Raw genomic sequence first — 14,049 nt, forward strand, 5'->3', positions numbered from 1 at the left:
TTGACTGTGGGGCGCGACTGCGCGCTGCGCAATCAATCCGGATACCGACATGCTGACGAAAAAGGGCAAATACGGGCTCAAGGCGCTGGCCTACCTCGCCGATGTTCCCGAGGGGCGGTTGGCTTTCGTCAACGACGTGGCGGTGGCCGAGAACATTCCCAAGAAGTTCCTCGACGCGATCCTGGGGGAGTTGCGCAATGCCGGGTTCGTGCATAGCCGCAAGGGCAAGGCCGGTGGCTATTGCCTGGCGCGGCCGGCCGACGAGATCAGAATAGGCCATGTGGTGCGCGTGCTCGACGGGCCGCTGGCACCGATCCCCTGCGCGAGCAAGACGCGTTACCAGCCGTGCAGCGATTGCGATGTCGCCACGTGTCAAATCCGGCACTTGATGCTGGACGTGCGCAATGCGATCGCCGAGGTTTTGGACAATACCAGTTTGACGCAGATGAAGGCGTTTGGCGGCGCGGATGAATTGCTGGTGGCGCAGGTGAGCGCTTAGCGTCTGCTGAACTTCGATTTTTTTATAGGGCGCCGTACCGCCTCCCTCCCCCTTGAGGGGAGGGATTGAGGGGGGGGTGTCGAGGTTGGGCGAACTCGACGGCCCTGCAATTGCTGAACCGCCGACACCCCCACCCTAGCCCTCCCCTCAAGGGGAGGGGACCGTGCGGTGTGCTTTTCGACGGTCGACGTCGGGCCTACAGCTCTATGCGATACACACCGAACCCGGTCTCGCTGGTCTGGCCGGTGGCTTCGATCTTGACTGCGGTCACGTCCGCCAGATGCGCGGCGGCTTTCGGGCCGGTTTCGAACAATACCGTGGTGCCCCCAATGGGAGCCAGCGACCAGTTGCTGTCGGCCTTGGGGTTGATGGTGCCTTCTTCGATGATGAAGCGGATGAGCAGGTCGCGATTGGTATCGGGGCCCTTGAACACGATCTTGTCCGCCCCGGTGCCGGGGAAATTGCCGCCACCGCCAGCGCGATAATTGTTGGTGGCAACGACGAATTTAGTCGCCGGATCGATCGGCTTGCCGTCAAACATCAGCTCGATGATGCGGTTGGCGTCGGGATTGGTGACGCTCTTGCCATCGCTGGCATATTTGGAGGGCTGGGTGAGGTCGATCTTGTAGGTGACGCCGTCGATGACGTCGAAATTGTAGGAGGGGAAGTCGAGGTTGATCAGGGATGCGTCCTTGGCGCCCTTTTCGATCTGGTTGAAGATACCGGCCGAGCGTTCCAGCCAGTCCTTGACCTCGGCGCCGGTGATGGCAACGGCCATGATGGTGTTCGGATAGAGGTAGAGATCGGCGACGTTCTTGATGGCGACGGGACCGACGGGCACGTCGGTGTAGTAATCGGGGCCACCACGGCCGCCGGCTTTGAACGGCGCTGCCGCGGAGAGCAGCGGCAGGGCTTCCCACTCGGTGCCCTTGAGCATCTGCTTCAGGTACCAAGTCTGGGCCTGCGAGACCACCTGCACCGATGGATCGTCGGCCACGAGGGCAAAGTAGGAGTAGAGCGGTGCTGAGGTTTCGCCAACCGGACGGCGGACATACTCCAGCGTTTCGTCATGCTCGGTCTGGGCGGCCTCGATGATCTTGGGCTCGTCCTTGACCAGGGCTTTGACCTTGCCGTCGACGCGCTCGAAGATCGGCCGGGCTTCTGAGGTGTGTGAAACGATGCTCCATTTGCCAGCCGCGTCCTGCTCCAGCAGCAGGTCGATCAAGCCCATATGGCTGCCCCAGAAACCGGCCATGACGGCGGGCTTGCCGGCAAGAGTGCCCTTTTCCAGGTCGGCGCCTTCAAGGCCCTCGAAATCCTTGGAATTGGGGAAAACCAGATGCTGGTGGCCGGTGAGGATCACATCGATGCCCTCGACGGCGGCAAGCTGCAGCGAGGCGTTTTCGGCGCCGGGGCCACTATCGGCGGCGATGCCGGAATGAGAGAGCGCGATGATCAGCTCGGCGCCTTCCTGCTTCATCTTGGGGATATATGCCTTGGCGGTCTCGACGATATCGCGGGTATTGACCTTGCCGGCGAGGTTGCCTGCGTCCCAGGTCATGATCTGGGGCGGCACGAAGCCGATCAGGCCGATCTTGATGGTCTTGGTGGCGCCAGCGCCGTCGGTCAGGGTCTTGTCGATGATCATGTAGGGGTCGAGATAGGTGTCGTCGGCCAGAATGTCGGCGCCGAGGGTGTCGCCCTTGACCAGGTTGGCAGAGACGAACGGGAAGCTGGCGCCCTGCAGGGCCGTGTCGAGGTAATCGAGGCCATAGTTGAACTCGTGATTGCCGACGGTGGCGGCTTCATAGCCCAGCGTGTTCATCGCGGCGATCATGGGGTGGACATTGTCCTCCAGGCCCTTTTCGTAGGCGACGTAATCGCCCATCGGATTGCCCTGGATGATGTCGCCATTGTCGATCAGCATGGAATTGCCGGCCTCGGCGCGGATGGCGTCGATGATCGAGGCGGTGCGGGCCAGGCCCATCGTGTCATTGGGGGCGTCGGCGAAATAATCATAGGCGAAGACCGCGACGTGCAGATCCGTGGTTTCCATGATGCGCAGGTGGACTTGGTTAGCCTGGGCGCTGGCGGCGAAAGGATGCAAGGCAGCCATGGCTCCGACACTGACGGAGCCGGCCAGGAAGGCGCGGCGGGAAATGGCGGGATCAAATTTCATCGCGGTTCTCCGGAACGATCCAAGGTTTGGATGGAGGCACGGGAACGATAACCAGCAGCGCCGGTTGTGTTCCGCACTGTAGAGCATGCCTCCTCTTGCCGACCTCAAATGACGCTGCCATGACGCCGACTTGGCCAGTGTTAGGGAAATTGGACCATGTGGTCAAATTTTCACATTTGCTGGCAGCTTGCCTCTGTGCGAAACGTTAACGGCAGGGGCCGGTAGGAGAACACGACCATGAAGTGGCAAGGGCGCGAGCGCAGTTCCAATATCGAAGACCAACGCGGCCAGACCGGCGGCGGACTGGGTGGCCTGGGTGGCGGCGGCAATCCATTTGGACGCGGCGGCGGCGGCATGCGCCTGCCGACCGGGCGTTCGGGCGGCGGGATTGGCGGGGTAATCGGCATCGTCGTGGTGCTTGGCCTGATCTGGGCGCTGACCGGCCAAAACCCCATCGATATCCTGACCGGGGGCTCAGGCACCACCTCAAGCGCGTCTTCGTCGCCCGCACGGCCACTGCCGCAGGCTGGCCAGGATGAACTGGCGGACTTCGTGGGCGTGGTGATCAAGGAAACCGAAGACCTGTGGGGCGCCCAGTTCAAGGCGGCCGGCCAAGTCTATACGCCGCCCAAGGTCGTGCTGTTTACCGATAGCGTCAACACTGCCTGCGGCGCTGCGGATTCCAGCACGGGTCCGTTCTACTGCCCGAACGACAAAAAAGTTTATATCGACCTGGCCTTTTACGACCAGTTGCGGACCCAATTTGGTGCGCCGGGGGATTTCGCCCAAGCCTATGTGCTGGCCCACGAAGTTGGCCACGCCGTGCAGGATCAGACGGGGATTTTGCCGAAGTTCAATCAGCAGCGCCAATCGATGAGCACCGAAGAATCCAACGCCTATTCGGTGCGGATCGAACTGCAGGCTGATTGTTATGCCGGCATCTGGGCCAATTATGCGGGCCAGGAAAACCTGGTTGAGCAGGGCGATTTCGAGGAAGCCCTGAACGCTGCCGACCAGATCGGCGACGATACGCTGCAGAAGAAGATGCAGGGTTTTGCTGTTCCCAAGACGTTCAACCACGGCACCTCGGCACAGCGCCAGACCTGGTTCGCGCGCGGGTATAAGAGCGGCGACGTGAACCAGTGCGATACGTTTAGCGGAAATGTTTGAGCGAGCTTCGGCGTCCCGCGGGACGCCGAGTGCCTGCAGGGCGCGATAAGGACCGCCCGTCGGGTAGCGGCGGCGGCAAAGAAAAACGAAGGATCTTGCGATCCTTCGTTTAAGTCGACGGGAACGTCAGGCGGAGATCAGAAATCTAGAAGTGGTAGTTGAGGCCCACTTTTACGGTATGGGTCACAGCGCTGATGTCGAGGAAATTGCGGCCCGCACCGTCAAAATCGGCACCGTCGAACGTGTTGGTCTTGCTGCCGAGATCGGCATAGTCGTATTCGGCGAAGACGGAGAGATTGTCCGTCACCATGTGTTCGACGCCGGCGCCAATGGTCCAACCCACGTAGGTGTTGGAAGCGGTAGCGTCGAGAGCGCCACCGACGACGACGAGGTTATTCTCCACGCGAGCGACGGCCAGACCACCCGTGGCGTAAAGCAGGGTCGTATCCAGCGCGACACCAATGCGGCCGCGAATAGAGCCCATGAACGGTATGGAACCGGTGAGTTCCTGGCCGGCGACTGGAGCCAGGCTCTCTTCCGAGCTTGAAGCGATAGCGTCGACCACGATACCGACGACCAAGGGACTATCGGGCATCTGATAATCGCAACCAGCCTGGGCACCACCACCGATACCGTTCGGGGTCGTGCTGTAATTGCTGAGCGGAGCGTTGGAATCCAGGGGCGAAGTCGACCAGGTCAGCGGTACGCCGACATAGCAACTGGTCCAACTGAACAGTTCGGGTTGAACAATAACTTGCGGGACAAAAAGGTCCGCGGCGAAAGTTGGGCCGGTCATCAGACCGATCAGCCCCAGCGATGCGACAGCAACAGATTTCCGAAACATTCGACCTCCATTATGGCTCAGTCAATTTTGAGTCATGGCGAGAATGCGGCAATAAGAGGCTTCGGTAAATTGCTGCTGGCGGTAAAGTCTTGCCGCCCAGCTATGTCGACTTGGAAAACGTGCAGGTTTGCAACACTGGTATTGTCGACCAAGTCAATTGGTATCATCCAAATGAATGATTTAGGCCTTCACGAATTCCGGCTGCTGCTCGGCGCCGTTTTGGGCGCGCACGTGATTCATGAACCGCGTGAACAGGTAGTGGCTGTCGCGGGGGCCGGGGCTGGCTTCGGGGTGGTATTGTACCGAGAAGATGGGCTTGCCATCAACGCTGAGGCCGGCATTGGAGCCGTCAAATAGCGAGATATGGGTTTCGGTGACGCCGGCGGGCAGGCTGGCCTTGTCGACCGCGAAGCCGTGGTTCATCGAGGTGATCTCGACCTTGCCGGTGGTCAGGTCCTTGACCGGGTGGTTGGCGCCATGATGGCCCTGATGCATTTTGGACGTGGTGCCGCCAAGGGCGAGGCCCAGAAGCTGGTGGCCGAGGCAAATGCCGAAGACGGGCTTGCCGGTGTCCATCAGCGCCTTGATCGTCGGCACGGCATATTTGCCGGTCGCCGCCGGGTCGCCGGGGCCGTTGGAGAGGAAAATGCCATCGGGCTTGTGTGAGAGTACATCGGCTGCGGTGGCGGTGGCGGGAACCACGGTTACGCGCGCGCCCTGATCGGCAAGGCAGCGCAGGATATTGCGCTTGGCGCCGTAATCGATGGCAACGATATGGAATTGCGGGTTTTCGAGCGTGCCGTAGCCTTCGCCCCATTTCCAGCCGGTCTGATCCCAGTGATAGGTCTGGGCGGTGGTGACTTCCTTGGCGAGGTCGAGGCCCTCAAGGCCGGGGAAGGCATTGAGTTCGGCCATGATCGACTTTTCGTCGAAATAGCCGTCTTCGCTATGGGCGATCACGCCGTTGGGCATGCCGTGTTCGCGAATCTGGGCTGTCAGGGCGCGGGTGTCGATGCCGGTAATGCCCACGATATTGCGCTTCTTGAGCCAGGCGTCGAGCTTTTCGGCGGCGCGGTAATTGGACGGATTTGTGATGTCGGCTTTGAGCACGACGCCACGCACGCCACTGAGGGCGGCCATGTTGACCGTCTCGATGTCCTCGTCATTGGTGCCCACATTGCCGATATGGGGGAAGGTGAAGGTGACGATCTGGCCCGCATAGGACGGGTCGGTCAGGATTTCCTGGTAGCCGGTCATGGCGGTGTTGAAGCACACTTCGCCTGCGGCATGGCCCACGGCGCCGATGCCGCGGCCTTCGAGGCGCGTGCCATCGGCCAGGATCAAAAGGGCGGTCGCGGGGGATTGCTGCCAACCGGTCACGGTGAGCCTCCAGAAGTGTGGACTATGTCGATTGAGACCTTCCTTTAGAAGGCTCGGCGCAGCCGCGCAAGTGGCGCAGCGGCATGTTTACGCCTATATGGGGCCGACAAACGCAAAGCCAAGAGGATGAAAACCCATGCGCGACGAGATCAGCGAAAGCCTCAAGATTGCCCTCAAAGCCCGCGATCAGCGCCGTACGTCGACGCTGCGGCTGATCAATTCGGCGATCAAGGACAAGGACATCGCCATCCGCCAGGAGGCACGTGGGCCGGCGACCAATGAGGAAATCCTCGTCATCCTGCAAAAGATGGTCAAGCAGCGCGAGGAGAGCTTTGCCATTTATGCGCAGGCCGGCCGGGCTGATCTGGCGACTGTGGAAAAGGAAGAAATCGATATCCTCAACGAGTTCCTGCCCAAGGGCTTGAGCGATGCGGAAGTCGATGCAGCGATTGCGGCGGCGATTGCCAGCACCGGCGCCGAGGGCCCCAAGGACATGGGCAAGGTGATCGCCGCACTGAAGGCGGATTATCCGGGCCGCATCGATTTCGGCAAGGCCAGCGGCAAGGTGAAGGCTGCATTGTCCGCTTAGGCTACAAGTCGAAGACCCGGGGCATGGACGCGGTTGCGGCCGTCGCGCTTGGCTTTGTAGAGGGCGCTATCGGCGCGGCCGAGCAGGTGCTCAAAGGTTTCGCCCTTGCTGCCGCTGATGGCGATGCCGGCGCTCACCGTGGCCCTGACGGGCTCGCTCATCGAGGGGGTCAGGGTGGTCTCGAAGGTTTCGCGGATCCGTTCGGCCACGCCGACTGCGGTGCGTGACGACAGGCGGCCGAGCACGATGCAGAATTCCTCGCCGCCTAGGCGCGCCGCAGTATCGGCGGCGCGCACATTGTCCAGCACGATGGTGGCGAATTGCTGCAGCACCAGGTCACCAATGGCGTGGCCGAGCCGGTCATTGATGGCCTTGAAGTGATCCAGGTCGAACATGATGACGGCGACGCCGGGCTCGATGGCCTTGCCCGCGAGATTGTCGAACAAGGCGCGGCGGTTGAGCATGCCGGTCAGTGGGTCGGTCATGGACTGCTGCCGGTGATGGCGCGCGGCGCGGAACTGGTTCAGCGTGATCGATAGCGCGCCGATGCCGGTCAGGCCGATAATTGCAGCGATGGAGTTGAAGTCCTCGGCCCAGTTCTGCGGGCGTGCCGTCAGCACCAGCCTGCCCTCACGCAGCAGTTCGAGGCCGCAGAGCACGAAAGAGACGGCGACGATGAGGTAGAGTACCGCATTGGCGACGAGGGGAACCGGCGCCTCGGCGCGGCCGGACCAACATTCGTGCGCGGCCAGTATCAGGAAGACCGCGATGCCGAAATTGGCGCCGGCCGTTCCCAGCCCCGACAGGCCAAGGGCGAACGCCACGCTGATGCCGCCCGCGAACACGGCCCAGAGGCCCACCACAATGAGCCATGGCACTGCACCCAAGCGGAATTGGCGGGTGCCGGCATAGACCAGCGCGAAGCCGGCGAGCAGAAGGGCGAACGAGGCCAGTTGCAGCCCCGGATCGTAATGCGCGCCCACGATGCTGAAAACGACGACGCCCAGCACCACCAGCGCCATGCCGGCGGCCCAGCTGAGCAGATAGTTATCGGTGCGCGCGCCTAGCCAACTGGCCAGCAGGGTCAGTGTCAGGGCCGCGCTGGAAAAGCCGATCGCCGTCAGCAGGGATATTTGGTCTAGAAGCATGGCCCCGTCCGCACTCGAATACGCCGGGGTTGGCGGTTTCGCGTGTGCAGCAGCCTTAGCAAGCTTCCGCCGATTGCGATTTCACGAGCGCGGTTGTGGTGAGCAAAGTCTTAGCGTCGCCGCTCATTGCGCGGGCAGGGCCGCCTCGATCGCCGCTGGCGGCCGCGAGCCGCTGCGTTTCTCCCAGACCAGGGACTGCAGGGCCACCAGGGCCGCCACCAGAAGCGCCACGGTGCCCAGCAGCGGCAGGCTGCGATAGCCGTAGCCGCTGTTGAGCATGGTCGAGCCGAGGACCGCCGCTATGGCGATGCCGATATTGAACCCCGAGGGGATCAGCGAGGATGCCAGGCCCGGCGCGTCAGCGGTCCAGCTCAGGATGCGGGTCTGGATCGGGGTGCCGATGGCGAAGTTCAGGGTTCCCCAAACGAAGACGGTGGCGACCATGGGCCACGGATAAGGGCTGGCGAGATACAGCACCACCAGGGTGACGGCCTGCAACACCATCATGACGATCATCGAAGGCATCAGCTTCCAATCGGCCAGGCGGCCGCCGAGGAACACGCCGACCGTCGAGCCGACGCCGTTCAGCAGCAGCACCCATGGCACCACATTGGTATCGAGCCCCGTCACCTCATGCAGCATGGGGGCGATGTAGGTGAAGGGCACATATTGGCCGATCATCAGCATCAGCATGAGGAAGAGCGAGGTCCAGACCTGCTGGCGGCCCAGCACGCCCACTTCCTGCGCCAAAGGCGGGCGCGGCGCGGCGGCACCCTTGGTGCGCGGCAGCCACAGCACGATGGCCAGGCTCGCGACCAGCCCGAGCACGCTCATGGCCCAGAAGGTGGCGCGCCAGCCGAACATATTGCCGATGGCTGCGCCCAGTGGCACGCCGACCACGTTGGACACGGTCAACCCGGACAGGATCAATGCGACGGCAAAACCGCGGCGCTCGGGCGGGACCAGCCCGACCGCCACCACCATGGTGATGCCGAAAAACGTGCCGTGCACCACGGCGATCATCATGCGCAGCACCAACATGGCGGCGAAATCGGGCGCCAGCGCGCAGGCGACCTGGCCGACGGTGAATACGGCGATCAGGCCGAGCAGCAGCGTGCGGCGCTGCATATTATTGGTGACGAAGGTCAGCAGCGGCCCGCCCAGCGCGATGCCGATGGCGTAGCCCGATACCAGATAACCGGCGACCGGAATGGTGACGCCAAGCCCGTCGGCGACCTGGGGCAGGACGCCCGCAATGACGAATTCGGTGGTGCCGAAGGCAAAGGCGGCAATGAACAGGGCGATCAGCGGCAGGGACAGCATGGCAGGCCTCAATTGAAGCCGCCTCAAATCACAGCCGGCCGCGCCCGGCAATGGAGATAATGGAAAGCGGGACGCTCAAAAACTGAACCGTGGGATGCTCGACTAGCCGGCAAATGGCGCTACACTCCGCATCATATTTGGGCGGGAGACGGGGCTATGGCGATTTCTGCGGATACACGGCGGCGTTTTGCGCTGGCAACGGCGTTGCGCGGCGTGCTGATGCTGCTGGCGGGACTTTATGTGGTGATCTTTCCGGTGCAGGCCCTGTCCGTGCTGGTGCTGTGGGGCGGCATTCTGCTGATCATCGATGGCCTGCTGGGCCTGTGGAGCCTGACCTTGGGGGGCGGCAAGAGCGGCAATTACTGGTTCGACGTCGTCTCCAACGTGCTGGCGCTGATCCTGGGCATTCTGATCCTGATCAGCCCGTTTATTGCCACCATCTTGACCGTTACGTTCCTCTCCACGCTGGTGGGGATCGCGGCGCTGATCGTGGGCGTCATGCAGATCGTCGTCATCACACGCGAGCGCGAGCATTATGCGCGCATCTGGCCGGTGGTGCTGTCGGGCGTGTCCTATGTGCTGATCGGGCTGGTGTTCCTGTTCTTCCCGGTGCTCAGCGCCTCGATCGGGCTGATGCTGGGCGGCATTTTGCTGATCGTGTTCTCGTTCGGCCTGTTTGGCTGGGCCTATAGGCTCTATCAGCGCAGCAAGGCCGTCTAGGCGGCTCGGGCGCGTTCGGCGAGGGTTTCGAATTCGAGTTGGGCGTTGAGGGTGGCGCCCAGCACCAGGATCAGCGCCGAATTGTACATCCAGAGCAGCAGCACGATGGCGGTCGCCAGCGAGCCGAATGTTGCCTGGAAATTGCCAATGCGCTCGACATAAAGCGAGAACAGCGCGCACACTGCGATCCACAGCAAGGTTGCCGTGATGGCGCCGGGCCAGATCCAGCGGGCGCGATGCGCGCGTCGATCCGGCGCGAAACGGTAGAAGGCGGCGATGGCCAGCACGCCCAGCACCAGCAGCAGCGGCCAGCGCAGCAAGAGCACCGCGAGCTGATTTTGCCCAAGCCAGGGCAGCAGCGCAAAATAGGCGGGCAATACCGCCACCAGCGTCAATGCCACAACCATGGCGAAGGCGCCGGCCAGGGTAGTCAATACCGAGACCACGACCGTCATGACCAGTCCGCGCCGTTCCGGCTCCTGGCGGGTCTGGGAGGTGGCATAGATCAGCGCCGCGACGCCGCGCGAACCGCTCCATAGCGCCACCACCAGGGAAATCACCAGCCCGATACCCAGGCCCACGCGGGGCTGGGCCAGCAGCGTCACCATCTGGCTGGCCAGCGCCTGTTGAGCGACCTTGGGCACGAGGCCGTCGAGCTTGTCGATCATGTCGGCCAGAAATTGGGGGCTAGCGAGCAGGCCGATCAGGAGCACGACGGTGCTGATCGCCGGAAACAGCGAGAGAAACCCGAAATAGGCGATGCCGGCGCACCGCATCGACGTTTCCATCTGCGTCACCGCTTTGGCCGTGCGCCACAGCACGCGCCGCCACCGCCGCCGATAGTTCTTCGGCATTGGCGCGGTTACGGCATCGACGACAAGTTTGGTGGTTTGATCGGTCATGGCGCCCCCATTGCGAGGGGGAACGCCGCGCGGGCGGTGAGGTTGCCGAAGGAGGGGGGCCGAGTTCGTCAGGACCGACGGCCTTCCTGAGATTATTTGGCTATCACCGGGATGTGGCTACCAATCTTTCGCGTGTCGTCGCGAGCAAGCTTCGATAAACCGTCCCGTCGCTGTAAACGAGGACTGGCCCACTGCCGCTCCAAAGTCCTGACAGCCTGTCGTCGGTGGCATCGCTATCCAAGATCAGAGTTAGGAAATGCTGCAACGCTATACGGTCTGCGGGATTCGTAATATATTGCAGGGCATTGTCGACCAATTCGCCCATGTCATCGGCAGGCATTTCATTGAACTCGATCGCGTCGAGCGCATAGAACGCTACAAAATCGTGGAAGGCTTTTGGTATTTTGATTTTGGTCATTTGAAGACCTCATTTGGAACGTCTCTCATCGGAAAGGCGGTTATGACAATGTAGCCCCTGCTACCAGGTGTTGGATCATGGGCGATGAGAACCCTTACCTTGTGGGTAACCTGAATGATTGGAGCGGCGTCGTTAGGTCCCCAATACGCCTCTATCCCCGTTGGATAATGAAAATCATGGGTGATTTGCACTCGATTGTCCCCCTGCACCGCTCTTTCGACAAGCTCAGGATACTCTCGCAGGACCGATGCTACCAATCTATTGGCCTCACCTTCCGTTGCAAAGCCGCCTTGGCTCTGCTGGTGCCGGATAGTAGGTGATCCGTCTGGATTAACCCAAGGTCGGGCTGTTGCTAAGATGTCGGAAAGCAATGCTTCGGGCGTCTTGTTGACATGGTTGCTCCAAGCGTGTGAGCGCCGCGACTCTATCGCCCGCAAATCAAAATAGTAGAAGTCCGGCGAGCGAAATGGCGTTCCGCCGCTTCCCCCGGAGGTTCCGCCCCCAGACCATTGTCCACCAGTGGATGTTCCTGCTGGGTCTCTTGGTTGGTTGGGATCGTAGCCTGCCTTGCCAAGGGTGGCGCCTACTCGGCGCAATGCGGCCATGCAGCGCATCGCAGCGGACTCGTAGCGGAGCTCAAGGGTCAGCCGCCAGATGGCGGTTTCAAGGTCACGATTTGACGAACTGTCCATAAATGCGTCCCGCTTCGATGCCGGCCATTATGAGCATGGCTCGGCCGCGGGCGGACAAAGGGGATAACTCGGCCGCTTGGTGGTGACTTCGGATAGGTAAGTGCTTACTTACCCCCTATGCGCTTCACCGATACATTTTTGGACGAGATCCGTCAGCGCCTGCCGATAACGCAGGTGGTGGGCGAGCACGTCATCTGGGACAAGCGCAAGAGCAATCCGGGCCGCGGCGATATGTGGGCCTGCTGCCCGTTTCATGGCGAAAAAAGCCCCAGTTTTCATGCCGATGACCAGCGCGGCATCTATCACTGCTTTGGCTGCGGCGTATCGGGCGACCATTTCCGGTTTTTGACCGAAAAGGCCGGGATGAGCTTTCCCGAGGCGGTTGAGAAGCTGGCGGGCATGGCCGGCGTTGCGATGCCGGCGCGCGACGAGCGGGTGGAAAAGCGTGAGGCCGAGCAGCGTTCGCTGATCGAGGTGATGGACCTCGCCACCAAATATTTCGAGGCGGCGCTGAGCCACAATATTGGGGCGCGGGCGCGGGGCTATCTTTTCGAGCGCGGGGTTTCGGCGCAGAGCCAGACGCGGTTCCGCGTCGGTTTTGCCCCCGATAGCCGCAATGGGCTGAAGGAACATCTGGCGCAGAATGGCGTGTCGGCGCAGGACATGATCGATACCGGCCTCGTCGTGCATGGCGACGATATTCCGGTTCCCTATGACCGGTTCCGCAACCGCGTCATGTTCCCGATCATGGATTTTCGTGGGCGCGTGATCGCCTTTGGTGGCCGGGCGCTGTCGGCGGATGTGCCGGCCAAATATCTCAATTCGCCCGAAACGCCGCTGTTTTCCAAGCGGCAGACGCTCTACAACGGTCAATCCGCCCGGCAGGCGGCGCGCGATGGCAAGACCATTATCGTGGTCGAGGGCTATCTCGACGTGATAGCGGCTGTCTCAGCCGGTTTCGAGGGCACGGTGGCGCCGCTGGGCACAGCGATGACCGAGGAACATCTGCAATTGCTGTGGCGGATGAGCGAGGCGCCGGTGCTGTGCTTCGATGGCGACAAGGCCGGCCTCAAGGCGGCCGAGCGCACGGCCGACCTGGTGATGCCGCATCTCAAGCCCGGCTTTACCGTCAAGATCGCCACGCTCCCCGATGGGCTCGATCCGGACGATCTGATCAAGGCCCAGGGACGGCAGGCCTTTGCCGATGTGATCGACAAGGCGCGCAGCCTGTCGGACGTGATCTGGAGCATGGAGACCGGCGGGCTGGTGCCGGAGGCGCCCGAAGAACGTGCGGCGCTGCAAGCGCGGATGCGCGAGCGGGCCAATTCGATCCAGGACAGTTCCGTGCGCTTCCACTACGCGCAGGCGTTCGATGAAAAGCTCAAGGCGTTCTTCGCGCCGTCCCGGCAAGGGCGGTTCGAGCCGCGCGGCGGCCGGCCTGCCTATGGGCAGGGCAAGACCTATGGCCAGAGCGGCGCTTACGGATATCCGGCGCGCGGCACCCCCCGGCTGGTGGTCTCTGATACGCTGCGCAATTCGCGGCTGCTCAAGCCCAGCGCGACGGCCGACGCCACCCCGCGCGAGGCGGCGATCATTGTCAGCCTCGTCAATCACCCGGCGCTGGTCGAGGACAAATTCGAGACTTTGGCGGCGCTGGACTTCGAAACGCCGGCCGCTCACAAGGTATTGAGCGAAATCCTCGCGCTGGTGGTGCGGCACCACGATATTTCCGCTGCCGACCTGATGAGTGCCCTTGGCGTGCGCGGTTATGGCGAGGCGCTGGACAGGATGGCGCGGGTGCTCAACCAGCAGGGCGTGTGGCAAATTACCACCGAAACGGCGCAAATCGATGCCGAGACCGGATTGAGTCACGCGCTGGCCTTGCATAACAAGAAAGTTCAGCTAAATAAGGAACTCAAAGCAGCCGAAGCGGCGCTGGGCGAAGACCCAAGCGAAGAAACCTTTGAAAGGCTGCGGGACATCAAGAACCAAATTACCACTGTCGATGGCACAGAGGCATTGATCGAAGGCTTTGGTTCGTTATCGGGACGCGCGACACGCAGTTTTTAGGGTTGAGAGCCTGAAGCCTGCGAGTACGCGCGATTTTGCGTATGGCGATGTACGCATAAAACGGCCGAAACGAACTGCTTGGAGCGTCAGGCGTTAACGTCTGGGTAACCAAACC

13 protein-coding genes are annotated in these 14,049 nt (G+C 62.0%); 5 read left to right on the top strand and 8 right to left on the bottom strand.

All coding sequences use genetic code 11. The features are described from left to right. Positions 1–49 precede the first annotated feature (49 nt). Positions 50–499 carry an RrF2 family transcriptional regulator gene (locus tag ABIB57_RS11545; RefSeq protein WP_354040920.1) on the top strand — a complete coding sequence of 150 codons (450 nt, stop codon included), beginning with the start codon at positions 50–52 and terminating at the stop codon, positions 497–499. A gap of 196 nt (positions 500–695) precedes the next feature. Here ABIB57_RS11545 and ABIB57_RS11550 read toward each other — a convergent pair whose 3' ends face one another. Beyond that, entirely contained in the window at positions 696–2,678 is a 1,983-nt protein-coding gene (locus ABIB57_RS11550; protein ID WP_354040922.1) for a bifunctional 2',3'-cyclic-nucleotide 2'-phosphodiesterase/3'-nucleotidase, read from the bottom strand. Positions 2,679–2,915: 237 nt separating this feature from the next. Between ABIB57_RS11550 and ypfJ the strand changes: the two genes are divergently transcribed. Next, positions 2,916–3,848 (top strand): KPN_02809 family neutral zinc metallopeptidase, encoded by a 933-nt coding sequence (gene ypfJ, locus ABIB57_RS11555; RefSeq protein ID WP_354040923.1) that lies wholly within the window; start codon positions 2,916–2,918, stop codon positions 3,846–3,848. 145 nt (positions 3,849–3,993) lie between these two features. On the opposite strand, the gene ABIB57_RS11560 is transcribed toward ypfJ, so the two are convergent. Both ABIB57_RS11560 and carA read right to left on the bottom strand, forming a co-directional pair. Then, positions 3,994–4,692: an outer membrane protein gene (locus ABIB57_RS11560; RefSeq protein WP_354040925.1), complete on the bottom strand. Its 699-nt coding sequence runs from the start codon at positions 4,690–4,692 to the stop codon at positions 3,994–3,996. Between the two features lie 180 nt (positions 4,693–4,872). Further along, on the bottom strand, positions 4,873–6,072 hold the full coding sequence (gene carA / locus ABIB57_RS11565) for a glutamine-hydrolyzing carbamoyl-phosphate synthase small subunit (protein WP_354040926.1): 1,200 nt from the start codon (positions 6,070–6,072) through the stop codon (positions 4,873–4,875). 136 nt (positions 6,073–6,208) lie between these two features. Here carA and ABIB57_RS11570 point away from each other — a divergent pair, with 136 nt between their 5' ends. After that, positions 6,209–6,661 carry a GatB/YqeY domain-containing protein gene (locus tag ABIB57_RS11570; RefSeq protein WP_354040928.1) on the top strand — a complete coding sequence of 151 codons (453 nt, stop codon included), beginning with the start codon at positions 6,209–6,211 and terminating at the stop codon, positions 6,659–6,661. On the opposite strand, the gene ABIB57_RS11575 is transcribed toward ABIB57_RS11570, so the two are convergent. Together ABIB57_RS11575 and ABIB57_RS11580 are read right to left on the bottom strand one after the other, a co-directional pair. Next, complete coding sequence (locus ABIB57_RS11575) at positions 6,658–7,809, bottom strand: GGDEF domain-containing protein (RefSeq protein ID WP_354040930.1); 1,152 nt, start codon at positions 7,807–7,809, stop codon at positions 6,658–6,660. The two genes, ABIB57_RS11570 and ABIB57_RS11575, sit on opposite strands and share 4 nt — an antisense overlap. Positions 7,810–7,932: 123 nt before the next feature. Then, on the bottom strand, positions 7,933–9,129 hold the full coding sequence (locus ABIB57_RS11580; protein ID WP_354041359.1) for an MFS transporter: 1,197 nt from the start codon (positions 9,127–9,129) through the stop codon (positions 7,933–7,935). 159 nt (positions 9,130–9,288) lie between these two features. On the opposite strand from ABIB57_RS11580, the gene ABIB57_RS11585 reads away from it, so the two are divergent. Next, positions 9,289–9,852, top strand: a complete 564-nt coding sequence (locus ABIB57_RS11585; RefSeq protein WP_354040932.1) for a DUF308 domain-containing protein — start codon at positions 9,289–9,291, stop codon at positions 9,850–9,852. On the opposite strand, the gene ABIB57_RS11590 is transcribed toward ABIB57_RS11585, so the two are convergent. From ABIB57_RS11590 to ABIB57_RS11600, 3 genes are all read right to left on the bottom strand, one after another. Then, positions 9,849–10,754: a YihY/virulence factor BrkB family protein gene (locus ABIB57_RS11590; RefSeq protein WP_354040933.1), complete on the bottom strand. Its 906-nt coding sequence runs from the start codon at positions 10,752–10,754 to the stop codon at positions 9,849–9,851. The genes ABIB57_RS11585 and ABIB57_RS11590 overlap by 4 nt on opposite strands. Positions 10,755–10,857: 103 nt before the next feature. Then, entirely contained in the window at positions 10,858–11,172 is a 315-nt protein-coding gene (locus ABIB57_RS11595) for a hypothetical protein (RefSeq protein ID WP_354040935.1), read from the bottom strand. Next, positions 11,169–11,864: an RNase A-like domain-containing protein gene (locus tag ABIB57_RS11600; RefSeq protein WP_354040936.1), complete on the bottom strand. Its 696-nt coding sequence runs from the start codon at positions 11,862–11,864 to the stop codon at positions 11,169–11,171. The genes ABIB57_RS11595 and ABIB57_RS11600 overlap by 4 nt, the downstream gene beginning before the upstream one ends. Before the next feature lie 117 nt (positions 11,865–11,981). On the opposite strand from ABIB57_RS11600, the gene dnaG reads away from it, so the two are divergent. After that, on the top strand, positions 11,982–13,934 hold the full coding sequence (gene dnaG / locus ABIB57_RS11605; RefSeq protein WP_354040937.1) for a DNA primase: 1,953 nt from the start codon (positions 11,982–11,984) through the stop codon (positions 13,932–13,934). Positions 13,935–14,049: the final 115 nt, after the last annotated feature.

The organism is Devosia sp. UYZn731 (assembly GCF_040546795.1).
GTDB lineage: Bacteria > Pseudomonadota > Alphaproteobacteria > Rhizobiales > Devosiaceae > Devosia.